Origin of the sequence: Marivivens sp. LCG002 (assembly GCF_030264275.1) — a bacterium.
In the GTDB taxonomy this organism is placed as follows: Bacteria; Pseudomonadota; Alphaproteobacteria; order Rhodobacterales; family Rhodobacteraceae; genus Marivivens.
Genome location: NZ_CP127166.1, coordinates 71,175 through 94,235, shown reverse-complemented (window position 1 = coordinate 94,235; position 23,061 = coordinate 71,175). Strand labels below are relative to the sequence as shown.

The 23,061-nt window shown below is 59.1% G+C and carries 22 protein-coding genes; 3 read left to right on the top strand and 19 right to left on the bottom strand.

The annotated features are described in order from the left end of the window. Window positions 1–94: 94 nt before the first annotated feature. From tal to QQG91_RS14925, 6 genes are all read right to left on the bottom strand, one after another. Window positions 95–1,036, bottom strand: coding sequence for a transaldolase (gene tal, locus QQG91_RS14950; protein ID WP_285772545.1), 942 nt, complete (start codon window positions 1,034–1,036; stop codon window positions 95–97). A gap of 159 nt (window positions 1,037–1,195) precedes the next feature. Further along, window positions 1,196–2,398, bottom strand: coding sequence for a 3-oxoadipyl-CoA thiolase (gene pcaF, locus QQG91_RS14945; protein ID WP_285772544.1), 1,203 nt, complete (start codon window positions 2,396–2,398; stop codon window positions 1,196–1,198). Beyond that, window positions 2,398–3,072 (bottom strand): CoA transferase subunit B, encoded by a 675-nt coding sequence (locus QQG91_RS14940; RefSeq protein WP_285772543.1) that lies wholly within the window; start codon window positions 3,070–3,072, stop codon window positions 2,398–2,400. Before QQG91_RS14940 ends, pcaF begins: the two co-directional genes overlap by 1 nt. Then, entirely contained in the window at window positions 3,069–3,791 is a 723-nt protein-coding gene (locus QQG91_RS14935) for a 3-oxoacid CoA-transferase subunit A (protein WP_285772542.1), read from the bottom strand. The genes QQG91_RS14940 and QQG91_RS14935 overlap by 4 nt, the downstream gene beginning before the upstream one ends. A 132-nt stretch (window positions 3,792–3,923) precedes the next feature. Continuing rightward, a complete protein-coding gene (locus QQG91_RS14930; protein WP_285772541.1) occupies window positions 3,924–5,813 on the bottom strand; it encodes a bifunctional sugar phosphate isomerase/epimerase/4-hydroxyphenylpyruvate dioxygenase family protein in 1,890 nt (629 codons plus the stop codon). Between the two features lie 15 nt (window positions 5,814–5,828). Continuing rightward, window positions 5,829–6,713: a shikimate dehydrogenase gene (locus QQG91_RS14925; RefSeq protein WP_285772540.1), complete on the bottom strand. Its 885-nt coding sequence runs from the start codon at window positions 6,711–6,713 to the stop codon at window positions 5,829–5,831. Between the two features lie 142 nt (window positions 6,714–6,855). Here QQG91_RS14925 and QQG91_RS14920 point away from each other — a divergent pair, with 142 nt between their 5' ends. Continuing rightward, the gene (locus QQG91_RS14920) at window positions 6,856–7,494 is read left to right on the top strand and encodes a TetR/AcrR family transcriptional regulator (RefSeq protein WP_285772539.1); all 639 of its coding nucleotides are present in this window, start codon (window positions 6,856–6,858) and stop codon (window positions 7,492–7,494) included. A gap of 30 nt (window positions 7,495–7,524) precedes the next feature. On the opposite strand, the gene iolB is transcribed toward QQG91_RS14920, so the two are convergent. The 11 genes from iolB to QQG91_RS14865 all read right to left on the bottom strand — a co-directional run bounded on the left by iolB (window position 7,525) and on the right by QQG91_RS14865 (window position 19,461). Further along, entirely contained in the window at window positions 7,525–8,331 is an 807-nt protein-coding gene (gene iolB / locus QQG91_RS14915) for a 5-deoxy-glucuronate isomerase (RefSeq protein WP_285772538.1), read from the bottom strand. Continuing rightward, a complete protein-coding gene (locus QQG91_RS14910) occupies window positions 8,331–8,528 on the bottom strand; it encodes a DUF3329 domain-containing protein (RefSeq protein ID WP_285772537.1) in 198 nt (65 codons plus the stop codon). Before QQG91_RS14910 ends, iolB begins: the two co-directional genes overlap by 1 nt. Further along, window positions 8,528–9,424: a myo-inosose-2 dehydratase gene (gene iolE / locus QQG91_RS14905; RefSeq protein WP_285772536.1), complete on the bottom strand. Its 897-nt coding sequence runs from the start codon at window positions 9,422–9,424 to the stop codon at window positions 8,528–8,530. Before iolE ends, QQG91_RS14910 begins: the two co-directional genes overlap by 1 nt. A 74-nt stretch (window positions 9,425–9,498) precedes the next feature. After that, window positions 9,499–11,340: a 3D-(3,5/4)-trihydroxycyclohexane-1,2-dione acylhydrolase (decyclizing) gene (iolD, locus tag QQG91_RS14900; protein ID WP_285772535.1), complete on the bottom strand. Its 1,842-nt coding sequence runs from the start codon at window positions 11,338–11,340 to the stop codon at window positions 9,499–9,501. Window positions 11,341–11,352: 12 nt separating this feature from the next. Then, entirely contained in the window at window positions 11,353–13,257 is a 1,905-nt protein-coding gene (locus QQG91_RS14895; protein WP_285772534.1) for a bifunctional 5-dehydro-2-deoxygluconokinase/5-dehydro-2-deoxyphosphogluconate aldolase, read from the bottom strand. A gap of 73 nt (window positions 13,258–13,330) precedes the next feature. After that, window positions 13,331–14,320 carry an inositol 2-dehydrogenase gene (iolG, locus tag QQG91_RS14890; protein WP_285772533.1) on the bottom strand — a complete coding sequence of 330 codons (990 nt, stop codon included), beginning with the start codon at window positions 14,318–14,320 and terminating at the stop codon, window positions 13,331–13,333. 202 nt (window positions 14,321–14,522) lie between these two features. Continuing rightward, window positions 14,523–15,293 (bottom strand): ATP-binding cassette domain-containing protein, encoded by a 771-nt coding sequence (locus tag QQG91_RS14885; protein WP_285772532.1) that lies wholly within the window; start codon window positions 15,291–15,293, stop codon window positions 14,523–14,525. 12 nt (window positions 15,294–15,305) lie between these two features. Beyond that, window positions 15,306–16,376 carry an ABC transporter permease gene (locus tag QQG91_RS14880; RefSeq protein WP_285772531.1) on the bottom strand — a complete coding sequence of 357 codons (1,071 nt, stop codon included), beginning with the start codon at window positions 16,374–16,376 and terminating at the stop codon, window positions 15,306–15,308. A 96-nt stretch (window positions 16,377–16,472) separates the two neighbouring features. Then, window positions 16,473–17,417 carry a substrate-binding domain-containing protein gene (locus QQG91_RS14875; RefSeq protein ID WP_285772530.1) on the bottom strand — a complete coding sequence of 315 codons (945 nt, stop codon included), beginning with the start codon at window positions 17,415–17,417 and terminating at the stop codon, window positions 16,473–16,475. A gap of 80 nt (window positions 17,418–17,497) precedes the next feature. Next, entirely contained in the window at window positions 17,498–18,289 is a 792-nt protein-coding gene (locus QQG91_RS14870) for a TIM barrel protein (RefSeq protein ID WP_285772529.1), read from the bottom strand. Between the two features lie 371 nt (window positions 18,290–18,660). After that, window positions 18,661–19,461, bottom strand: coding sequence for a 3-methyl-2-oxobutanoate hydroxymethyltransferase (locus QQG91_RS14865; RefSeq protein ID WP_285772528.1), 801 nt, complete (start codon window positions 19,459–19,461; stop codon window positions 18,661–18,663). A gap of 108 nt (window positions 19,462–19,569) precedes the next feature. Between QQG91_RS14865 and QQG91_RS14860 the strand changes: the two genes are divergently transcribed. After that, entirely contained in the window at window positions 19,570–20,433 is an 864-nt protein-coding gene (locus QQG91_RS14860) for an alpha/beta hydrolase (protein WP_285772527.1), read from the top strand. 26 nt (window positions 20,434–20,459) lie between these two features. On the opposite strand, the gene QQG91_RS14855 is transcribed toward QQG91_RS14860, so the two are convergent. After that, the gene (locus tag QQG91_RS14855) at window positions 20,460–20,768 is read right to left on the bottom strand and encodes a MocE family 2Fe-2S type ferredoxin (protein ID WP_285772526.1); all 309 of its coding nucleotides are present in this window, start codon (window positions 20,766–20,768) and stop codon (window positions 20,460–20,462) included. Window positions 20,769–20,790: 22 nt separating this feature from the next. Beyond that, window positions 20,791–21,867 carry a fatty acid desaturase family protein gene (locus QQG91_RS14850; RefSeq protein ID WP_285772525.1) on the bottom strand — a complete coding sequence of 359 codons (1,077 nt, stop codon included), beginning with the start codon at window positions 21,865–21,867 and terminating at the stop codon, window positions 20,791–20,793. A 123-nt stretch (window positions 21,868–21,990) separates the two neighbouring features. Here QQG91_RS14850 and QQG91_RS14845 point away from each other — a divergent pair, with 123 nt between their 5' ends. After that, complete coding sequence (locus QQG91_RS14845; protein ID WP_285772524.1) at window positions 21,991–23,019, top strand: LacI family DNA-binding transcriptional regulator; 1,029 nt, start codon at window positions 21,991–21,993, stop codon at window positions 23,017–23,019. Window positions 23,020–23,061: the final 42 nt, after the last annotated feature.

Genomic DNA, 23,061 nt, shown 5'->3' with positions numbered 1-23,061 from the left:
CATACATTGCTTTGTAATAAGGCCTTCCCAAAAATGCAAACGCAAATAAAAAGGGCCGCCGAAGCGACCCTTTCCAAACCCGTTACGGGGGGGATTACATACGTTCGGCAATCATCTTGAGAAGCTTCTGGTGATCCGCGTCAAAGTTGCGGATACCTTCGGCAAGCTTCTCGGTCGCCATTGCGTCGGCGTTGAGTTCCCAGCGGAAGCGGGCTTCGTCCATCTCGACCTTGGCAACGCCCGAGGCCTTGTCCTCGGACAGAACGCGCGGAAGCTCGGCGCTGTCGGCAGCAAGCTCATTGAGAAGCTGCGGAGCAATCGTGAGACGGTCACACCCCGCAAGCGCCTTAATCTGACCCGTGTTGCGGAACGAGGCCCCCATCACAACGGTCTTGATCCCGTTCGACTTGTAGTAATCGTAAATCTTGCGCACCGAAAGAACGCCCGGATCTTCTTCGGCAGCAAAGGTCTTGCCGCCCTCGGCCTTGGAGTACCAGTCGGTGATACGGCCGACAAACGGCGAGATCAGGAACGCGCCGGCATCCGCACAGGCCACAGCCTGACACTGTGCAAAGAGGAGGGTGAGGTTACACTGGATGCCTTCTGCTTCAAGGATCTCGGCGGCACGGATACCTTCCCAAGTGGAGGCAAGCTTGATCAGAATGCGGTCTTTGCCAACGCCGTTTGCCTCATAGGCCGCTATCAAAGCGCGAGCCTTCTCGACAGAAGCAGCGGTGTTGAACGACAGGTTCGCGTCGACCTCGGTCGAAACACGGCCCGGGACCAAGGCCGCAAGCTCGGTGCCCACACCAACGGTCAGAGCGTCAGCAATAGCAAGCGGCGTCTTGCCCGCTTTGCTTCCCTTTTCGATCTCGCTCGACACCATATCGGCAAAAGCAGGGCTCTGGAGCGCCTTGAGTATGATGCTCGGGTTGGTGGTGCAATCAACAGGCTTGAGCTCGCGAATTGCATCAACATCGCCGGTATCGGCGACGACAACAGTCATATCTCTAAGGGCGTCGAGTGCACTTGCCATTGGTCTCTCTCCATAAAGCGTCGGTCCCACGCCGCGTGGAACCGCGAAGTCGCGGCCTATATAGCCAAACTCCCGAAGGCATAAAACCGAATAGTGAAATCCCGACGAAAAACGGCGCGCAGTTCCCCGCACGCCGCCGAAATCCGATTTGAGCGATGTTCAGACCGCTTCGATGGCAATCGCGATGCCTTGACCGACGCCGATACACATCATGGAAAGCGCCCGCTTGCCGCCACCCAGCTTTAGCTCGAGCGCCGCCGTCCCCGTGATCCGCGCACCCGACATTCCAAGAGGGTGTCCAAGCGCAATCGCCCCGCCGTTGGGGTTTACGCGGGCATCGTCATCGGCAATCCCGAGATCGCGCAGGGTTGCAAGACCCTGCGATGCAAAAGCCTCATTAAGCTCGATGACATCAAAGTCCGATTGCCCAAGCCCCAGCCGCGCCATCAACTTCTTAGCTGCGGGCGCAGGACCAAAGCCCATGATGCGCGGCGCAACACCGGCGGTCGCACCGCCCAGAACCTTGACGATGGGTGTCAGGTTATACTTCTTCACCGCCTCTTCGCTCGCCACAATGAGCGCCGCCGCACCATCGTTCACGCCCGAGGCGTTACCCGCCGTCACCGAACCACCCGCGCGGAACGGCGCGCGCAGTTTAGCAAGCGTTTCAACAGTGGTCGCCCGCGGATGCTCGTCCTGATCGACGACAATCGGATCGCCCTTGCGCTGCGGGATCGTGACCGCAACGATTTCCTTGGCCAGACGTCCGTTCGCCTGAGCGGCGGCGGCTTTGTTCTGGGACCGCACGGCAAAGGCGTCCTGATCCTCGCGCGAGATGTTAAAGTCTTCGGCCACGTTCTCGGCCGTCTCAGGCATCGAATCCACGCCGTATTGCTTTTCCATCAGAGGGTTGATGAACCGCCAGCCGATCGTCGTGTCATAAACCGCGTTCGAACGGCTAAAGGCGCTTTCGGCCTTGGGCATGACAAAGGGGGCACGGCTCATGCTCTCGACACCGCCCGCGACGATGATCTCGGCTTCGCCAGCCTTGATCGCACGCGCGGCGGCAATCACCGCATCCATGCCCGAACCGCACAGACGGTTCATCGTCGTGCCCGGCACCTCGACAGGCATCCCCGCCAATAGCGACGACATCCGCGCGACGTTGCGGTTGTCTTCGCCCGCTTGGTTGGCACAGCCATAGATCACCTCGTCCACAGCGGCCCAATCGACACCTGTGTTCCGCTCCATAAGCGCCTTGATCGGGATCGCGCCCAGATCATCGGCCCGCACCGAGGAAAGCGATCCGCCAAAGCGGCCGATCGGCGTTCTCACATAGTCGCAAATATAAACGTCACGCATCAGTCCAGCTCCGGCACAACAAGGTCAATCACAGGTCCATCGATGACAAGCGTCGCACCCGTCACGGCCTGAAGGTCTTCAAGGCTGATTGACGGCAGCTTTTCCCGCAGCACAAATCGACCGTTTTCAACGTCTACCACGCAAAGCGAGGTATAGACACGCGTCACACAGCCCACACCCGTCAGCGGAAGCGTGCAGGCTTCAAGCAGCTTGGGCTTGCCGTCTTTGGTCACGTGGTCGGTGATGACCGCGACCCGCTTGGCTCCATGCACAAGGTCCATCGCCCCACCGACAGCGGGAACGCCCTTGGCTCCGACGCTCCAGTTGGCAAGATCCCCGTTCTGCGCCACTTGATAGGCCCCGAGAATGGCAACATCGAGATGCCCGCCCCGCACCATCGCAAAACTATCCGCGTGATGGAAAAACGCAGCCCCCGGCTTGAGCGTGATCGCCTTTTTCCCCGCGTTGATGAGGTCCCAGTCCTCTTGTCCTTTGGGCGGTGCTTCACCGAAACCCAACACCCCGTTTTCCGTGTGGAAAATCGCCTCGCGGCCTTCTGGCTGGAACTTGGCGACCATCTCGGGAAATCCGATCCCGAGGTTCACATAGGCGCCGTCTTCGATGTCCTGTGCCGCACGCCAAGCGATCTGCGCATTGCTGAGTTTTTCGGTCATGCATAGACCTCCCCTGCGAGGTTCATGTCTTCTTCCTGTTTCGGGTTCGCGACCTCGACGACGCGGTCCACAAAGATACCGGGCGTGATCACCTGTTCGGGCTCGATCCCGCCCGCAGGCACGATCTTGGACACCTGCACAATGCTCTTGTCCGCCGCCATGCACATCAGCGGGTTAAAGTTACGCCCCGCCATCCGATAGGTGACATTGCCATAGGGATCGCCAAGCTGACCCTTCACAATCGCAAAGTCGGCCTTGAGCCAGCGCTCCTCGACATAGGACCGCCCGTCGAATTCCTTGACGGGTTTGCCCTTGGCCAGTTCGGTGCCAAAGCTCGTGGGCGTATAAAAGGCGGGGATACCCGCACCCGCCGCCCTTATCCGCTCGGCCAAAGTGCCCTGCGGCACCAGTTCAAGCTCGATCTCGCCGGCAAGATATTTCTCGGTAAAGGCCCTCGGATCGGCAGAGCGCGGAAACGAACAGACCATCTTCTTGACCATGCCCATATCGATCATTGCGGCGATCCCGATACGGCCGTTGCCCGCATTGTTGTTGATCACGGTAAGGTTCTTGGGGCTTCCCGTCGCGACGAAACGGTCGATCAATGCGTGGATAAGCTCGATCGGCGCACCCGATCCGCCAAAGCCGCCCACCATGAGAACCGCTCCGTCATGAATGTCGGCAACAGCCTCGGCGAGCGTGGGAATGGTCTTGTCCATACCTGTCTCCTCTAAGAGTTCAGGGCCTTTTAGCCCGTTCCCTCTCACTCTCACAGGAGGTTTGTGCGCATTATGATATTTGTTCTTATTTCGAACAGCGGTGTGCGCAATATGAACAAACCGCGCTCGACCCTAGTCCAGCGGGACGCCCTTCGGCCTCAGCACACGTTTTTGCGCGGCAATACGGAACGGCGCATTCGGACCACCATATCCGACATATCCCGACTGGCGTTGCAGCACCTCAAAGAACAGCCCGCCGAACATTGTCCTTGAATAGAGCTGAAAGAATTCGCCCGGCTCGTCACGGTCATAGAGCACGTTCGCTGCCTTCATCCGCTCCAACAGTCCGGGCGGGAAATCAAAGCGCGCCGCAAGATCGTCATAGTAATTCGCGGAAATCGGAAGCGCTTCGAACCCCGTCCCCTCAAGCCGTTTTGCAGTGTCGAAAATATCATCGGTCGCAAGCGCGATATGCTGGACCGAGGCCCCGAAACTCTCGGACAGGAACCGACCCGCAAGCGTGCGATGCGTATCCGCGCCGTTGAGGGTGATGCGCAAAAGGCCATCGCGGCTTTCGATCACCTGCGAACGGACAAGCCCGTCAGGATCGATTACATCCACCATCGGCGATTTGCGCACGTCGAAAATTGCAGAGTAGAACAGCGTCCAACTGAGCATGTCTTCATAGCTCATCGTCTGGGCAAGATGGTCGATCCGCGTCAATCCTGCCGAAGGTGCGGTCTCGGTCTCCACCTGCTCGAACTCGACGTCCCAGACATTGGCAAGCGCGGAACTCTCGTCGATGAAATGGAGCACGGACCCCGAAAGCCCACGGATCGCAGGGATCGCAAGTTCACCCGCGCCGACAGGCTGGACAAAGGGCTTGGCCCCCGTGGCAACCGCCCGCTCGATCACATCATCCGCCGACGCCACCATCAGACCCACGTCACAAACCGTCGTGCCGCGTGCGTTAAAGGCATGGCCCGCGTGCCCTTCCGTTTCCTCGTTCAACACGATGCGGATGTCCCCCTGCTGCCAAAGCGCAAGGGTCTTGTTGCGGTGGTTCGCCCGCTTGCTGAAACCGAGTGTGGTCAAAACCTTTTCAAGCGACCGCGCCTCTTCGCCGCGCGATGCAAACTCGACAAAAGAAACGCCCTTGGCCGCAACCCGCTTCGGGATCGCAGGGAGGTCGACCGCAAGCGTCGGCTCGGCGCGGCGCACATCGTCCATCAACGCCACAAGCGAGCGATACCCGTCTTCCGCCACCTGTTTGGTATTGGCGCCACGGAACTGGTCGTTGAAAATCTCGAGACTGATCGGCCCCTTATAGCCCGCCGCCATCACCGCCCGCATAAATCCGGTGACATCAAGATCGCCCTCACCGGGCATATTGCGAAAGTGCCGCGACCAATAAAGAAGGTCCATCTCGATCAGAGGCGCATCGGCAAGCTGCACAAAGAATATCTTGTCCCCGGGGATCGAGCGGATGCTCTCGGGCGACAGCTTGCGCCCCAGCGTGTGGAAACTGTCGAGGATAAGACCGACATTCTCGTGATCGGCGCGGCGCACGATTTCCCATGCATCACGGTGATCGTTGATGTGGCGCCCCCAAGCCAAAGCCTCATATCCGACCCGAAGCCCCCGTGCCTTGGCCCTTTCACCGAGCGCGTGGAAATCCGCCGCCGCGCGGTCGATCCCGCCAAGCGACTGCGGATGCACGCTCGAACAAATAAGGACGAGATCCGTGCCCAACTCCTGCATAAGGTCGAACTTCCGTTCTGCACGGTCAAAAGCCTTGGAGCGAAGCGGCTCGGGCAGCCCCTCGAAATCCCGAAACGGCTGGAACAGCGTAATATCGAGCCCATGATCGCGGATCATCTGGCCGACGTCACGCGGGCTTCCGTCATAGGCAATGAAATCTTGCTCGAAAATCTCGATGCCGTCGAACCCTGCGGCGGCAATCGCTTCAAGCTTTTCCCTAAGGTTTCCTGAAATCGAAACAGTCGCGATAGAGGTCTTCATCGTCGTCTCTCCGTTCTAGGCGCTCTGCGTATCGAAACTTTCGAAAGTGGCGCGCATCCGCTCGGGGTCGGGCTTGCGCCCTGTGAAAAGCTCGAACGCCCGCACCGCTTGGAAGGTGGCCATGCCCTGCCCGCTTGCGGTCTGGCAGCCCTTGGCACGCGCCACCCGCAACAGCTCGGTTTCGAGCGGAAAATAAACGATATCCGAAACCCAATGGCGCGCTTCGATCAGCTCTGGTGCGATCGCCATACCGGGGAGCTTGGCCATCCCCATCGGTGTCGCATTCACAATCCCGTCCGCTCGCACCGCAGCAACCGCCATATCCGTGACCGCCTCTGCCGTGATGCCGTGGGCGTCGCCTATAGCGGCGGCCAGCGCCTGCGCCGTCTCGGGCCGCACATCGGCAATCAAGAGATGCGTCACCCCGACACTCACCAGAGCGTGGGCAACCGCGCCGCCTGCACCGCCCGCGCCCATCAAAAGAACACAGTCCCTTTTGACCTCGGGCAGGGCCCAGTCGAGCCCCGTCGCAAAGCCCCAAAAGTCGGTGTTATGGCCGAACCGCTTACCATCCTTGAACACAACCGTATTGACTGCCCCGACCTGACGCGCGGCATCCGAAAGGACATCAAGATGCTGCATCACTTCCTGTTTGTATGGAAAAGTGATGTTCAGCCCTGCATATCCTTCGGCCTCGGCCCGTTCCAACAACGCGGCAAGGCTCGGAACAGGGTCCATCCTGTCGGTATCCAGAAGCTGATAATCGAGCACAAACCCCAAAGCCGCGCCTTCGTTCATATGCATGAGCGGCGTTCGGCTTTGCTGAATCCCCTGCCCGATAAGACCGACGCGGAAATCGGGTTTCGTTCGGACCTCGGGCTGGGCGGTTTGCGCGGTCATCGTCAGAGCACTCCTTGGGCAAAGCATCCAACCGCTCCGCCACTTTGTTCGTTCTGGTTAATTTACATCTACGGCAGAACTATCCTATCGCATCCGATTGTGCTAATTCTTTTTTCAAAAGACGATAAAAACGCAGGGACCTATGCGTGAAAAAACCAAGTCAGGCTGGAAACAGGACCCTGCCGCAGTCAAAAGTGATATCTTGCGTGTCGCCATTTCATTATTTGCGGCCAACGGGTTATCGGGTACGCGGGTCGAAGAAATCGCCGCAAGAACCAAGACATCCAAACGGATGATCTATTATTATTTCGGGGACAAAGAACGGCTTTATGCCCACTGCCTTGAAAAGGTCTATGCCGACATCCGCGACGGTGAGAGCGCACTTGATCTGGCCGATCTTGCGCCCAAGGACGCCTTGGCGCGCCTCGTCGCCTTTACCTATGACCACCAAAGACGCAATCCCGATTTCATCCGCATGGTGATGATCGAGAACATCCATGATGCGAACTATCTGAAAACCTCGGACATCATCCGCGATGTGAACAGACCTGTAATCACAAAACTGACCGACATCATCACGCGCGGCGTCGCCTCGGGCGAATTCCGCGATGATCTCGATCCGGTCGAGCTTCACCGCCACATCTCGGCCCTGAGCTTTTTCAACGTCTCTAACAAAGGCACCTTTTCAGCGATCTACGGCGACGCCCTCTTTAGCGAAACCTCCCAAGAGCGACTTCGCGGACAAGTCGTCGAGATGATCCTGAATTTCGTGAAAGCATGAAAAAGGCGGCCAAAGGGCCGCCCGTCTCGCCTATGCGTCGCGCTTCATGATCCATTCGACATTCGGCGCAGGCACGAACCGCCATTTGCGAAGCGGCCCCGCCATCACATTGAGATAATACATCTCGAAGCCATGCGGCGCGCCACAGGGATGATGCCCGCGCGGCACAAGAACCACGTCGCCGTCATGCACCGCCATCGTCTCGTTGAGCTGAAGATCATCTGTATAGACGCGCTGGATGCCGAACCCGTCGGACGGATTGATGCGATGGTAATAGGTTTCCTCAAGATAGGTGATCCGCGGAAAATCATCTTCGTCGTGGCGATGGCTCGGATAGGACGACCAATGGCCCGCAGGGGTAAAGACCTCGGTCACCAGAAGACTATCGCAATAGTCCTCGTTCTCCATGGCGATGTTGTTGATATAGCGGGTGTTCACGCCCTTGCCCCGCTCGGTGAGCGTGATCCCCTCGGGCCCGATGCGCCGCGCCTTGTGCCCGCCCATACCGGGGGCCGAACACACCGCGATCGTGCATTCGGTCGTCGCAGTCGCGGTCCAGCTCTCGCCGTTCGGCACATAGAGACTGTGCGGCGGCGTTTTTTCGAACACGCTCATCCGCTCGCCAAGCTCGCCCCAGCTCTCGCCGGCGGCCTGGAACGTCGCTTTGCCCTCGACCACCACAAGGATAACCTCGCGGTCCCCCGTCGCCTCGCCCACGGTTTCACCCGCACGCAGACGATAGAGCGAGAACCCGACATAACGCCAACCCGCCGACTGGGGCGTGATCTCGTGCACCTTGCCGTGGGCTCCAAAAGGCCGCTTGAGCAAATCCGCCATTACTTGTCCTTCTCGTCGTCTTCGGGATTGAAATTGAAAAAGAACGAATAGCCCGAATAGACCAACAAAGCCCCCCAGATCATCGCCCAGCCGATGGACCCCGTGGCCAATTCGACCAGCGTCCACAAAAGGATGACAACCACAATGGTGACACGGATCCAGAGCGGGCGATAAAAAGAGTCGTTCAGTTTAAACATCAGATAAGGCCGGTTTCCTTGGCAATCCGCTTGAGCGTGTGAAGGCCGAGCGTCTGGTAAAGAAGCGGGTTGCGTTCATCGGGGTTTTGCTCGGCCTCGATGACGATCCACCCATCATAGGAATGATCCGCCAGAATCTGCAACAGCGGTTGGAAATCGACGCCGCCCTCCTGATCACCGGGAACGGTAAAAGCTCCGCCTACAACGCCCTGAAGAAACGACCAGCCCTCGCTGCGCACCTTGGCTGTGATCGCGGGGCGGATGTTCTTGGCGTGGAAGTGACGCACACGGCCGACATGCTTGGTCAGAACTGTGACGGGATCGCCGCCCCCAAAGGCACAGTGCCCCGCATCAAAGAGAAGATGCAGATGCGGGCCTGTGTTCTCCATCAGAGCGTCGATCTCCTCGGGGCTCTCGATGATGGTGCCCATGTGGTGGTGATAGACAAGCGTCATCCCCTCACCCGCAAGATAGGCGGCAAAGGCCTCGATCTTGGCGCAGAATTCCTTCATCTCGGCATCCGAGAGCGTCGGGCGTTCATTGACGGGCTTTTCGGCATCACCGTGAATGGCGTTCGACGTTTCGCAAACGATCATGACCTTGCAGTCATTCGCCTTGAGCTTGGCAAGGTGGTGCTGGCAATGCGCGATCTCGTCCTCGACCGACCGCACGAGGAGTTCGGTCGAATACCAGCCCGAAATGAACTTGAGCCCATAACCGCCAAGAAGCGCCTTGATCTCGGCCCCATCATCGGGCCAGCGGTGCCCGTTTTCGATGCCGTCGAATCCGATCAGACGACCCGCTTCATGCAGGATACGATCCGTCGGGATATTCGCACCAATGGTTTGATCATCGTCATTTGCCCAAGCAATCGGGTTGGTGCCGAACTGGATCATCTAAGTCTTACTCCGAAAAGACGGCCCCTGCCGTCATATGTTCAATCGTTAAAGCGGGGGGAACGCCCCCGCCCCTAGTTCACAAGGTTCTGGCGCTTCATGCCGTCGACATAGCTTGCGCGGGCCTTGGCGACTTTGTCGCTGGTCGAAACCTCGGGCACGGCAACGTCCCACCAGCTTCCGCCACCGGCTTCACCCGGACCATGCATCGGATCGGTGTCGATCACGATCACAGTCGGAATATCACGCCCTTTGGCAGCGGCAAGATGCCCCTCGAGGTCGGCAATATCCTTGGCCTTGACCGCATGCGCCCCCATCGATGCCGCATGAGCGACAAAGTCGATCTGCGGCCCCTGCTCGATGTTGCAATCCTTGTAAAGATTGTTGAACGGCTCGCCGCCCGTGCCCCGCTGGAGACGGTTGATACAGCCATAGCCGCGGTTGTCGGTCAGAACGACGGTAAAGGGCACCTTGCGCATGACCGCCGTGGCAAGCTCGGAGTTCGCCATCATATACGAGCCATCACCGACAAAGCAGACGACATCGCGGTGCGGCGCAGCAAGCTTGAGCCCCATGGCCCCCGCCACCTCATAGCCCATGCAAGAGAAGCCGTATTCCATGTGATAGCCGCCCTGCGACGCCTGCCACAAAAGCTTGAGCGCACCGGGCATGGTCCCTGCCGCACACATCGCAACGGTCGCGTCCGACGACGTGCGCTGCACGGCGCCGATCACTTCGCAATCCATGGGAAGATACCCTTCACCGCCCTTGCGGTCCGCACAATGCGCATCAACCGTCGCAAGCCACTTGGCACGGGCCTCGGGGTTCGCATTCCCCGCTTTATATCCGCCCAAAAGACCCGAGAGCTTTTCAAGCGCAACCTTGGCATCGGCCACAATCGGATAAGCCCCGTGCTTCACCGCGTCATAGGCCGCGACGTTGATCGACACGAGTTTGCGATCTGGGTTTTCAAAGAGCGACCACGACCCCGTGGTAAAGTCCTGAAAACGGGTGCCGACACCGATCACAAGATCGGCCTCTTTCGAGACGATATTCGCAGCCTCCGACCCATCCACGCCCGATGCGCCATAGTTCATCGGATGGCTCTGCGCGATGGCGGATTTGCCCGCTTGGGTCTCGACGATCGGAATGCCGAACTTGGTCGCGAAATCGGCCAAAACCTCTTCGGCCTCGGAATAGATCACGCCGCCGCCCGCAACGATCACAGGCGACTTGGCCGCTTTGATCATCTCGGCCACAGACCCCAGCTCATGGGCATCAGGTTCGGGACGGCGCACGCGCCAGACCTTGGGTTCAAAGAACGCCTCGGGGTAATCATAGGCCTCGGCCTGCGTATCCTGACAGAACGAGAGACACACAGGACCACAGGTCGCAGGATCGGTCATCGTCGCCAAAGCTCGCGGCAAAGCGGTAAGGATATGCTCGGGGCGGCTGATACGATCAAAATACCGCACAACGGGGCGGAAACAATCGTTGGCCGAAACGGTGCCGTCCTCAAAGGCTTCGATCTGCTGGAGCACTGGATCGGGGCGACGGTTCGCAAACACATCACCGGGGATGAAGAGCACGGGGATACGGTTCACATGGGCGAGCGCCGCCGCCGTCACCATGTTCGTTGCGCCCGGTCCAATGGACGAGGTCACAGCCTGCGCCCGCTTGCGCTTGAGCGTCTTGGCATAGGCAATCGCCGTATGCGCCATCGTCTGTTCGTTCTGGCCGCGCCAAGTGGGAAGATCTGCCTTCGCCTTTTCAAGCGCCTCGCCAAGTCCCGCAACGTTTCCGTGCCCGAAAATTCCCCAAACGCCATCGATAAAACGCTCGCCGTCCTCGTTCATCTGAACGGACAACCATTTCACCATGGCCTGAGCGGACGTTAGTCGGAGTGTCTTCGTCATCTTTCGTTCCTCTCAGTTCAGATCGGCCTTTGCGCGGGCCGCATCCCAAATATTGCAAAGTCGGGTGTAACGCTCTGCCATCTGCGCAATCGCAGCGGCATCATCCATATCACCCTTCATCCAAGCCCGCGCCGCATCCCCGAAAATGGTGCGCCCCACGGCAAAGCCTTTGACCAACTTGTAAGAGGCCGCAACCTCGAAACTTGCGCGAAGCTCGTCCTCTGGCGCATCCAGCCCCAGGACCACGATCCCGCGGGTATAGGGGTCGTTCTCTTCGATTGCGTTGATCGCATTCTGCCAGCCCGCGTCCGAGGTCATCGGCTCAAGCTTCCACCAATCGGGATAGACGCCGATCTCGTAAAAGCGGCGGATCAGTTTCGCCGTGGTCTCGTCATCCACAGGGGCCACCTTGGACGGGATCACCTCAAGAAGAAACTCGAGCCGATTGCGGCGCGAGGCTTCAAAGAGACGCTTGACCGTATCTTCCTGCTTGGCCTGCATCTCGGCATCATCCTCGGGGTGACAGAAGCACAGAACCTTGACCACATTTTCCTTGGCCCATTGATTGAGCCCGCCGAAATCGGACCCCAGTTCAGGCTCCAGCGTCAACGGACGCGATCCGGGCCACTCGGTCGGACGCCCGACCCAAAGCCCCGACCCCGACGCCGCATGAAGCGCCGCGCGGCCGATCCGGTTGTCACACAGGATGCCATAGCCACTCTGCCCGTTCTGCACCTGCTGCGCAGCCCTAAGGCACAGCTCTTTGAACGCTCCGCCCTTTTCAAGCGAATAGCCCTCCATCGCCTCAAGCTGCATCCGGTGGTCAAAGGCAAAGACCCGCATCGTCGACCAATCGCCGTGACGGTTAGTGGACCAGTGGATCTGCTCAAGCTGCGCATCATTGCGAAGATCAGGACGGATCACCCCGCGATCAAGAAAGAACTCGAGTTCCGTCAGGCTCGGATAAGCAGGCGTGCAGCCGTGGCGCGACACGGCAAAGGCACCGCAGGCATTCGCGTATTTAAGAGCGGTGGGCCAGTCTTCACCGTCGAGCCAACCCTTCATCAGACCCGAGAAGAACCCATCCCCCGCGCCAAGCACGTTGAAGACCTCGATCGGGAAACCGGGGCCGGTTTGACCCTCGTCAAGGCTATCGGGAATCTCGCCCTCAAATGCCACAGCCCCCGCCGCGCCGCGCTTGCAGACAAGCGTTGCACCCGACACCTTGCGCACCGCACGCAGCGCCTCGATCGTGTTGGTCGAGCCGCCCGCGATGTGGAACTCTTCTTCCGTGCCGACGATCAGGTCAAAGTAATGCAGCGTCGAGAGGAGCTTTTCCGTCACCTTCGCGCTTTCGACAAAACGGCTTTCGCCGTCGCCATGCCCCGCCACGCCCCAAAGGTTCGGACGGTAATCGATATCCAGAGCCGTCTGCGCCCCATGCTTGCGGGCAAGTTTGAGCGCCTTGATCACAGCGGCTTCGGTCTTGACGTTCGACAAATGCGTGCCCGTCGCCAGAACCGACCGCGAAGACGCGATGAAATCCTCGTCGATATCATCCTCGCAAAGCGCCATATCCGCGCAATTCTCGCGATAGAAAATCAACGGGAACTGCTCTTCGTCGCGAATACCGAGGATCACCAAAGCGGTGAGCCGCTCGGGATCGGTCTTCACACCCTCGACATTCACCCCCTCGCGCACCAACTGCTCGCGGATGAAACGACCCATGTGCTCGTCGCCCACGCGAGTGATCAAAGCAGACTTGAGCCCAAGACGCGCCGTGCCGCATGCAATATTGGTGGGCGATCCCCCGATGTATTTGTCAAAGGACCCCATGTCCTCCAGACGCCCCCCGACCTGCGTGCCATAAAGGTCAACGCCTGCGCGGCCGATGGTGATTACATCAAGGTGTTTCATATTCGGATGCCTCTCGGGTTCGTTTATCACTTGGGCCCTGACGGTCGAAACCGCCAGAGCCCGAGGGAGGAGATCAGAGCTTTACAGCTTGGCCCGTTTGGGCCGACTTGAGCGCTGCGTCAGCAAGTTCAAGCGCCTTGAGCCCGTCGAGCCCCGTGGTCGGGGTGGCGGTGCCTTCGGCAACGGCCTTGACGAACGCAGCAATCTCGTTCGCATAAGCCGCAGTATAGCGGGTCATGAAAAAGTTCAGGAGCGGCGGCTCGCTGAAACCATCGGCTGTCGCCACTTGGATGTTGGCCTCTGCCATGTTCTTGGCCGACACCATGCCCTTGGAGCCAAGCACTTCGATGCGCTGGTCATAGCCATAGGTCGCACGGCGCGAGTTGGTGATTACGGCCTGCTTGCCGCTCGCCGTGCGCAGGATCACGTTGACCGAGTCATAATCACCAAGCGCCCCGATGGCAGGATCGACAAGGTTCGACGCCTGAGCGACAACCGTCTCGACCTCTTCGCCCAAAAGCCAGCGCGCTATGTCGAAATCATGGATGGTCATATCGCGGAAAATCCCGCCCGAAACCTTGATGTATTCCGCGGGCGGAGCGCCGGGATCGCGCGAGGTGATCGTCACCATCTCGACATCCCCGATGGTGCCGTTATCGACCGCAGCCTTCACGGCCATAAAGTCGGGATCGAAACGGCGGTTGAAGCCGACCATCAAAGTGGCCTTTTCCGCCTCGACCGTGGCCAGAGCCTGCTTGACGCGCTCGACGCTGAGATCAACAGGCTTTTCACAGAACACGGCCTTACCCGCTTTGGCAAAAAGCTCGATCAGATTGGCATGGGTATCGGTCGGCGTGCAGATCACGACCGCGTCGATATCGGCCGAGGCTGCAACCTCGTCGATGGTGCGGATGTCGCAGCCGTATTTTTCCTGCGCTGCCTTGGCCGCCGCTTCAAAAGGTTCGGCAATCGCAATGAGCTCGGCACCTGCAACCGAACTGATTGCACGGGCATGCACCTGACCAATTCGGCCCGCGCCCAGAACCGCAAAACGTAAGCTCATATTTTCCTCCCGCTCCGGACTCGGCCGGACTTATTTGGGGTTTGAGGGGCCGCGCCCCCTTTCGTCAACACAGAGTCCGCGGCAATGAAAGTTTCGTCTCAATCCATGTCATTTCGACAGCTGGCAAGTGCCATTTGATGCCAAAATACAAAGATCGCAAAGGACAAGTGGAAGGGCGGCCGAAACCGCCGATCCGATGGGGTCAAACGGCGTCCGCGAACTCGGCCCCCGTCTTGGCTCCCGTGATATAGGCGACCACATCCTGCGGGTCCGTGTCCCTCACGTTCAGGTTCGCACAGATGCGGCCACGGCGGAACACGACGATACGGTCCATAAGATCGAACACCTGCCGCATGTTGTGGCTGATAAGGATAAGGCTCTCGCCCTGCTCTTTGAGCGTCTTGATGATGTTCTCGACCTGCGCGGTCTCCTGCACCCCGAGCGCCGCCGTCGGCTCGTCCATGATGGTCAGCTTCGAGTGGAACGCCGCCGTGCGTGCAATGGCAACGCACTGACGCTGACCGCCCGACATATTGCGGATCGGGTTCATGATGTTCGGGATCTTGACCCCCGTCTTCACAAGCCCCGCCATCGTCGCCTCGCGCATCGCTTTGCGATCAAGGATCGAGAACGGCCCGAGGTTGAACTTGACCTTCTCGCGCCCAAGGAAAAGGTTCGACGGAACGTCAAGATCATCGGCCAGAGCAAGGTTCTGGAACACGGTCTCGATCCCCGCTTCACGCGCTTCGATGGGTCCTGCGAAATGCACGGGCTTGCCGTCGAAAATCACTTCCCCACGGGTGCGCTGCTCGACGGCGGTGATCTGCCGCACAAAGGTGGACTTCCCTGCGCCGTTGTCACCCATGATGGCGACGTGCTCGCCCTTGTGGATTTGGAAATTCGCGCCCTCCAAAGCGTGCACACCGCCGTAATGTTTGGTCAGATCGCGGGTTTCGAGGATAATATCGCTCATCATCATCCCTCCTTACAAACGCGCCGAAGCACGGGTTTGACGCCATTGGTCGAGAACGACCGCACCGACGATAATCGCGCCTTTGACCATTTCCTGGTAATAGGCATCGAGCTTGAGGAAGGTGAACCCCGAGATGATCACCCCGAAGATCAGCGACCCGATTACGGTGCCGATGATCGACCCACGCCCGCCCGAGAGCGACACGCCCCCGATGACCGTCATCGCGATGGCGTCGAGTTCATACATAACGCCCATCCCCGCCTGCGCAGTGAGGTTCTTGGACGACAGGACAACCGCCGCCAGCGCCGCCAAAGTCGCTGCAATCGTATAGACAAGCACCTTGTGACGCTCGACATTGATCCCCGACATACGCGAGGCCTGCTCGTTCGAGCCGATGGCGTAAGTATGCTTGCCATAGACCGTATAGGTAAGGATGAGATGGAAGAGGATCGCCAGAGCGATAAAGATGAACACGGGGTTCATGCCTTCCCCGATGGCCGCATAGCTCTCGGTCGGGAATGAAATCGGTTGACCCTTGGACCACCATTTCGCCGCTCCGCGCGCGGTAACCATCATGCCGAGCGTCGCGATAAAGGGCGGGATCTTGGTATAGGCGATGAGCGCCCCGTTCACGAGACCCGCCAAGACCCCGCACAAGATACCGACCACAAGCGGCGCAATCACGGGAAGATCGGCAACCCCCTCGAACATCAGCTTGGGATTGGCAAGCCCGTTGACCTCGGCAACCTGCGCAAAGGACATCGCGACCATCGCCGTCAGACCCACAACCGAACCGGGCGAAAGATCGATACCCCCAAGGATGATAACCTGTGTCGAACCGATTGCGATGATCCCGACGATGGCCACCTGAAGAATGATGATCTTCAAACGCGCTTCATTGAAAATACTGTCGAAACGGTCGGCGCTGTCGAACAAAAAGCTTTGTCCCTGAAGCATGAACCCGAGCGCTTCGAAAATAGCGACGATAAGAATTAAGGCGAAGAATACGTTCCATTCGGGCGCACGGACTTTCTTCTTTTCGTCGAAAGTCAGCCCCCCGATGCCATGCGAATTTTGCGACATGTCTTGCTCCCAGCATTGTCTGCATCCTGCGTGGTGATGCAGCGTGCAAGGCGGCACCTTATCGGCGCCGCCTCACTTGGACCCATTACGGATCGATTAGTTCTTGGCGGCGTAATCCGCGAGGTTTGCGGGCGTAACCAGCTCGAACGGGATATAGACCTTTTGGTCGACCGCTTCGCCACGCGCCAGCTTGAGAGCGGCATCAAGAGCACCCGAACCCTGACCTGCAGCGTTCTGGAACACGGTCACGTCAAGATCACCGGCAGCCATTGCAGCAAGAGCATCCGCCGTTGCGTCAACACCGCCGACCTGAACCGACGCCATGTCGATACCGGCGGCCTTCATCGCCTGAATCGCACCGATGGCCATTTCGTCGTTGTTGGCGATGACTGCATCAAACGGCTCGCCCGAGGACAGCCAGTTGGTCATAAGGTCTTGGGCTTCGTCACGCGACCAGTTTGCAGTCTGCTCGTCTACGATCTCGATGAAGTTGCACATGTCGGTGCCGAGAATGTCGTGCACGTCCTTGGTGCGCTGAACAGCAGCTTGGTTCGACAGCTCGCCCATCAGCACATAGGCGCGCGCGCCGCCGGCCTTGCCTGCCGCACGCAGGTTCTTACAGATTTCAAAGGTTTCAAGCGTGCCCGACTCGATCTCGTTCGAAGCGACGAACGCCTGATTGTCGGGGAGCGTATCGACGTTGATTGGCTGGCGGTTCACATAAACCAGCGGAACACCGGCGGCAGCAGCAGCATCGGTCATCGCCTGAGTAGCCGAAGTGTCGACAGGGTTCACGATGATCGCATCGACGCCCGAAGCGATGAAGTTGTTGATCTGGTCAAGCTGCTTGGCCACGTCGTTCTGCGCGTCTTCGACCTGAAGGTCGACGCCGTCCATACCGTCGGCGGTGGCGATCATGCCGTTACGAAGAACGGTCAGGAAGTTGTCGTCGAACAGAGCCATCGAAACGCCGACGTTCTCTGCCATAGCAGTGGTCGAAAGCATCGAAGCGAGGCCAGCGGCGATAAGTGTCTTTTTCATTGGTTTCCTCCCAATATGGTGTCCGGCGCACCGTTCATAAGCCGGATTTTTGACCCCCTCCCTATGGGGATCCCTTCCATTCACGCAGGCGTTTTGATCTGCGATGAAATGAATTCGAATGAGCGTTTGATCGCGGTGAACGGATCGGCCAGAGCATGCGTCTCGGGCGAGAAGCATTCATAGGACACAGGACCGTCATACCCCGCGGCCAAGAGCGCGGCGATTTGCTCGACATTGCCCAGACGGTCGTTTTCGTCGACCAGAACACGGTGCTCGTCCTCCATCTCGCTCACGGCAAGGGACGGATCGACAACCGCCGAAATATGGATGATCCCCGTATGCTCGGGGTAAATCGGGCCACCACCTGCAAGAGTGTGGTGGAACGTGTCGTGCACCAGCTTGAACAGCCCCTTGGCACCAAGCACCTCGATCTCTTCGACAAGCTCGGTCTTGGACCGGAGCGAGGACCGCAAGAACCCGAGCGGCTCGACCAAGGCAACCATGCCCTCACCTTCGAGCATCGGTTTGATCGCGCTCAGAGCGGTGCGCAGATTGACACGGCGTTCGCCCTCGCCCGTCTGGGTGCCGTCGTTGCGCGGAATGAGGCTCATCGTATGCGCCCCCGCCGCCTTGGAAGTCTTGATAAGCGCAAGCACCTCGTCGGCACGTTCTGCTGTCCAGGTGTTGAACGGATAGACCTGACTCACCCCGACGATCTCGAGCCCCATGTCCCGCGCCAGCGCACCTGCCGCGTTCGGAGCCATCCCGTCGAACAGCGGACGCGCGATGTCATTGCGCACTTCGACGCCATAGCAGCCCAGAGATTTGGCCAGTTCGAGAAACTCGACATACCCGAGACTGGGCGCCGTCATGTGGTTCAATGCGCGTTTCAATTCTATCCCCCATCCGGCGAAAACTCCCTTCGCCGGTCTTCGCGCTAGACTGAGAACTGCGGCCGATTCCGTCAATCTGTCGGCGGAATTTCACGCCATAAATGACGTTTTCTGAAGGATTGGCGATGACGTAAAAGCATCATCCAATTTGCCACAAATCCGCACGCCCGATGAACAGTCCCGCAAAATCAAGTCAAAACATTGAATAAAAGGGGGTTTCTTACAAAACAACAAAGGCGCAGCCACATTTCCGTAGCCGCGCCTCATCCCGCACAACGTCAAAAGCTCCATCAGGATGCGAAGATCCTGATGGAGTAAGTCAGCAAATTTGACGTTAAACCTTCACGCCCTCAACATGGTAATGACGCAATGAATTTCTCGAGCTCCTCATCCGCGATCGGCACCACATGTTCCGCCGCAGGATAGGCCGCCGACTCCACATCCGACTTGAACTCCCTGAACGCCGCGATCCGCTCTTGCTGGAGCCGATCGAGCTCGGTCCGAAAGTCGCGATAGGTCTTGGCATGGCGCGGTTTGTGCCCACGCGTGCAACCCAAAACGTCCTCGGCAAAGAGATACTGGGCATCCGCATGAGGCCCCGCCCCCATACCAAGCAGCACAAGATTTGTCCGCTTGGCGATCTCGGCTGCAACGCGGTCGGGCACGACCTCGAGCTCGGCACCGAATGCCCCGGTGTCTTCGAGCGCCTTCACATGCTCGAACACAGCAAGCGCACTCTCGGCGGTCTTGCCCACAGCTTTGAACCCGCCCGTCCATGTCGCCTTGGATGGGATCAACCCCACGTGGCTCACCACGGGGATTCCGTCATCGGCCAGCGCCTTTATGGTCCCCAAGGACGAGGCGCAATAAACACAATCCCCGCCGATCTTCATCACGCGGTGCGTGGCGCGCATGTAATCCTCCTGCGTGACCAGCTCCCCATAAAGAAGCCCGACCTGCACAAAACAATTCCCCGCCGCCTCTCGCATCTCGGGCGTCCAAACGGGATCGATGATCGAGAGCATATCGATACCCGCCGCCGAAGCCGCCGCCGCTTCCTCGACCGTATCGACATAAAGCATCGACAGCTGCCGCTTGCCTTTCATGCCCCGAATATCCGCGACGGTCGGGCGTTTATGATAGAGCCCCATTGTTCCTCCTTCTGCCGCCTCCATGCGGCGCAAGCGCAGCTTTTCCCTCGCCAAGAGAGAGCGCTGCGTTAATGTGTTGGCGATACCGATTTGCAATAAGGTCTTATGATGTCTCACCCTTTGCCCGATAACGCCGTTGCGAAACTTGAAATCTGGCCCGAGGGTCCGCCGTCCGATCCTGCTGCAGGCCGAACCGAGAAAACCTTTTTCAACCCGACGGACCCGAGCGAACGCTGGGTGCGCAATATCCATATCCCGACCCTCACCCACATTCCCGCCGAACACCCGACGGGCAAGGCCATGCTCATCATTCCGGGGGGCGGCTATCTCTTTGTGTCCATCGACAACGAAGGCTATCGCATCGCAAACCGCATGAGCCGCGAAGGCTTCGACTGTTTTATCCTGACCTATCGCTGCAACATCCTCCCCGAGGAGGACGCCGAAATCCCTGCCTTTATGGAGCAGTTCTTCGGCGGTCTGCGCGGTGTCGACTATGGCGGCACCGAACCGCCGACCCGCAATCCCCATATCGAAGGCGGCCGCGTCTTTGCCGAAGAGGACGCGCGTCAAGCCATGCGGTATCTCAAGGCGAACGCAGCGGCTCTGAACATCGACGCGGACCGCATCGGCGTGGTCGGCTTTTCGGCGGGTGGCGGTCTTGCCGCACATCTTGCCACAGACGCCCCGTCCGACTGCCGCCCCAAGGCGTCTGCCCCGATCTATCCCGCCTACCGCAAGGTGCCGCTTCCTGCGGATACCTGTCCGATGTTCCTTGCGACCGCTGCCGATGACGACCTTGTGCCGCCCTGCTCGACGACACGGCTGGCCGAGGCCTGTCATGCCGCCAAAGTCCCCGTGACGCTCCACCTCTACGGCAACGGACGCCACGGCTTCGGCGGCAAGGTCCAAGGCACCCTGTCCGACCGATGGATGGACGACTTTGTCGCTTGGCTCGCGACTGTCGGCCTCTAGGATCAAGCGCCCCGCGTGTTCACGCATCAGATATCGATGAACACGCGGTCGCCTTCGACCTTCACGGGATAGGTGTTGAGGTTGATGCAAGCGGGCGCACGCAGAGCCTCGCCCGTGCGATAGTCGAAGGCCGCATTATGCTTGGGGCATTCGATCTCGTATTCCATAACCAATCCGTCTTCGAGGTGCACATCCTCGTGGGTGCATTTGCCGTCGGTGCAAAAGAACGCCCCATCAGGCGAATGATAGATCGCAAAGGTCTTGCCCCCGTGATCGAACCGGATCAGGTCCTCTTCTTCGATGTCGCTCGTTGCGACTGCATCTACCCAAGCCATATGTCTCTCCCCTTTCGGCTGTTTACTCGGCCGCGCCCAAGGCGGCGGCGTGGAACTCTTCTTTGTAAGGCTTGGCCGTCTCGGGCAGAGCGCGCTTGAGGAAGTAGTCCTCGTTCTTCATCTGCCGCCAGAGCGCAGGCACCATCTCGGTCAGACCATCAAGGATCGAGGTGTTCGGCGCAGGAAGATCACCTTTGATCCTGTCGTGCAGCTCGGGCAAGCGGTGATAGGGCACCATCGGGAACATGTGGTGTTCGACGTGGTAATTCATGTTCCAATAGACGAAACGCGAGACGGGATTCATATAGACCGTGCGCGAATTGAGACGGTGGTCGATGACGTTGTCGGCAAGTCCGCCATGCTGCAAGAGCCCCGTCATGATGTGGTGCCATGCACCATAAAGACGCGGCAGCCCGATAATCATGAGCGGAAGGATCGACCCAAGGGAGATGGCAAGCGCGATAGTCGCCGCATAGATCAGCACCCAGATACGGGCCACGCGGATCACCTTGGGATACTCGGTCTCGGGGATAAAGGTGGCCTCTTCCTTGTCGACCACACCCGAGGCATTCTTGAGCATCCGCGCCCAGCCATTAAGGCTATCGAGGATACCGAAGACATTGAGAACCAGCTTCACAAACTCGGTCGGGCGCATGATCGCAATCTCGGGATCACGGCCGACGATCACTGTGTCGGTGTGGTGGCGCGCGTGGCTCCAGCGCCATGTGTGCGGATTGCGGATCATACAGAACGAGGCGATCTGATAGACCACATCATTCATCCAGCGGGTCTTGAACGCGGTGCCGTGCGAGCATTCGTGCCAGCGGCTGTCCATCGCGGACCCGTAAAGGACGCCGTAAGCCAGCCAAAACGGCGCGGACCACGCGCTCGGCCAGAGCATGATCCCGAGAGCGGCAAAGACGATCATAGACCCGAAGAGGATCACCGCATCGCGGATGGCAGGCCCGTCCGAGCGCTGCATCAGCTCCTTCATTTCCTTGCGCGGGATGTCGGTGTGATACCACTGCGCAGCAGCAAGCCCCGTTTCAACGGCCCGGCGGGCGTCCTCGCCCAAGAGCGAATAATCTCGTTTCCCCATGTGATCCTCCTCGGAACTTTGGAGGGACCATATCTTCGGCGGTTCGGGACGCTAAGTCGGGGGCTGGATCATTCTATCAAAATCTATCATGATAATCCGAAATTTTGATAGGTTCGCATCCTGATGAAACGCCCCACCCTTTCCGATATCGCCCGCGAAGCAGGGGTCGGCGTGGCCACCGTGGACCGCGTTCTCAACGGGCGCGCCAAGGTCAAAGAGGCGACGGCGCTCCGCGTGGCCGAGGCTGCCGAACGGCTCGGTTTCCATGCACAGGGACTGTTGCGGACGCGGGCGCAGGCAAGCCTTCCAGCGATGACCTTCGGCTTTGTCCTGAGCAAGGTAAAGCAACCCTTCTACCAGAACTTTTCCCAAGAAATTCAAAGGGCTGTCGAGGAGCGGCATGACATCAGAGGCACCGCCAAGATCCGTTTCGTCAAATCCACCACCCCCGAGGATTTCAGCGAGGAGCTTCGCGCTTTGGGGGGGAGTTGTTCGGCGCTGGCCAGTGCCGCTGTGAACCATCCTTTGGTCACGCAAACCGTCACCGAACTTGCCGCCAAGGGTATCCCGTTCTTCTCGCTTCTCAATGATGTGGCCGAGCCCGCGCGGCACAGCTATTTCGGGATGGATAATATCAAAGTCGGACGGCTTGCGGCGTGGATGATCGCCACCAAAGTGCGCGAAGCGGGCAAGGTCGCGGTTTTTGTCGGGGGGAGCCGCTGGCATGGGCATGTGCTTCGCGAGACGGGATTCGTCAGCTTCCTGCGCGAGAATGCGCCCGAGTTCACGCTCCTTGATACCTATGTGAACCTCGATACGCGCCAAGTGACCTATGAGGCGACGCTCGATCTTTTGGAACGGCACGGGGATCTTCGCGCGATTTATGTCGCGGGCGGCGGGATCGAAGGTGCGATTGCCGCGCTCAGGGAAAAGCGACCCGCAGGCAAGGTCACTCTGATTGCCAACGAATTGACCGATGATCGGCGCGCGGCGCTGGTTGATGGCTATGTCACGATGGTGATTTCGACGCCGCTGCGCGAACTCTGCCGCGATCTGATCGACGCAATGATCCGTGTGCGTCAGGGGGACACGACCCTTCCTACGGGGCGGCGCATTCTGGAGCCGCGCATTTTCCTTCCCGAGTCTGTCTAACCTTCCCCGCGGGGAAAACGTTCGGTGCGTTTAGATGACGTT

Excerpts from the sequence above, each read along its gene's own strand:
- tal (WP_285772545.1), bottom strand. The coding sequence starts at position 1,036 with ATGGCAAGTGCACTCGACGCCCTTAGAGATATGACTGTTGTCGTCGCC.
- pcaF (WP_285772544.1), bottom strand. The coding sequence starts at position 2,398 with ATGCGTGACGTTTATATTTGCGACTATGTGAGAACGCCGATCGGCCGC.
- QQG91_RS14940 (WP_285772543.1), bottom strand. The coding sequence starts at position 3,072 with ATGACCGAAAAACTCAGCAATGCGCAGATCGCTTGGCGTGCGGCACAG.
- QQG91_RS14935 (WP_285772542.1), bottom strand. The coding sequence starts at position 3,791 with ATGGACAAGACCATTCCCACGCTCGCCGAGGCTGTTGCCGACATTCAT.
- QQG91_RS14930 (WP_285772541.1), bottom strand. The coding sequence starts at position 5,813 with ATGAAGACCTCTATCGCGACTGTTTCGATTTCAGGAAACCTTAGGGAA.
- QQG91_RS14925 (WP_285772540.1), bottom strand. The coding sequence starts at position 6,713 with ATGACCGCGCAAACCGCCCAGCCCGAGGTCCGAACGAAACCCGATTTC.
- QQG91_RS14920 (WP_285772539.1), top strand. The coding sequence starts at position 6,856 with ATGCGTGAAAAAACCAAGTCAGGCTGGAAACAGGACCCTGCCGCAGTC.
- iolB (WP_285772538.1), bottom strand. The coding sequence starts at position 8,331 with ATGGCGGATTTGCTCAAGCGGCCTTTTGGAGCCCACGGCAAGGTGCAC.
- QQG91_RS14910 (WP_285772537.1), bottom strand. The coding sequence starts at position 8,528 with ATGTTTAAACTGAACGACTCTTTTTATCGCCCGCTCTGGATCCGTGTC.
- iolE (WP_285772536.1), bottom strand. The coding sequence starts at position 9,424 with ATGATCCAGTTCGGCACCAACCCGATTGCTTGGGCAAATGACGATGAT.
- iolD (WP_285772535.1), bottom strand. The coding sequence starts at position 11,340 with ATGACGAAGACACTCCGACTAACGTCCGCTCAGGCCATGGTGAAATGG.
- QQG91_RS14895 (WP_285772534.1), bottom strand. The coding sequence starts at position 13,257 with ATGAAACACCTTGATGTAATCACCATCGGCCGCGCAGGCGTTGACCTT.
- iolG (WP_285772533.1), bottom strand. The coding sequence starts at position 14,320 with ATGAGCTTACGTTTTGCGGTTCTGGGCGCGGGCCGAATTGGTCAGGTG.
- QQG91_RS14885 (WP_285772532.1), bottom strand. The coding sequence starts at position 15,293 with ATGAGCGATATTATCCTCGAAACCCGCGATCTGACCAAACATTACGGC.
- QQG91_RS14880 (WP_285772531.1), bottom strand. The coding sequence starts at position 16,376 with ATGTCGCAAAATTCGCATGGCATCGGGGGGCTGACTTTCGACGAAAAG.
- QQG91_RS14875 (WP_285772530.1), bottom strand. The coding sequence starts at position 17,417 with ATGAAAAAGACACTTATCGCCGCTGGCCTCGCTTCGATGCTTTCGACC.
- QQG91_RS14870 (WP_285772529.1), bottom strand. The coding sequence starts at position 18,289 with ATGACGGCGCCCAGTCTCGGGTATGTCGAGTTTCTCGAACTGGCCAAA.
- QQG91_RS14865 (WP_285772528.1), bottom strand. The coding sequence starts at position 19,461 with ATGGGGCTCTATCATAAACGCCCGACCGTCGCGGATATTCGGGGCATG.
- QQG91_RS14860 (WP_285772527.1), top strand. The coding sequence starts at position 19,570 with ATGTCTCACCCTTTGCCCGATAACGCCGTTGCGAAACTTGAAATCTGG.
- QQG91_RS14855 (WP_285772526.1), bottom strand. The coding sequence starts at position 20,768 with ATGGCTTGGGTAGATGCAGTCGCAACGAGCGACATCGAAGAAGAGGAC.
- QQG91_RS14850 (WP_285772525.1), bottom strand. The coding sequence starts at position 21,867 with ATGGGGAAACGAGATTATTCGCTCTTGGGCGAGGACGCCCGCCGGGCC.
- QQG91_RS14845 (WP_285772524.1), top strand. The coding sequence starts at position 21,991 with ATGAAACGCCCCACCCTTTCCGATATCGCCCGCGAAGCAGGGGTCGGC.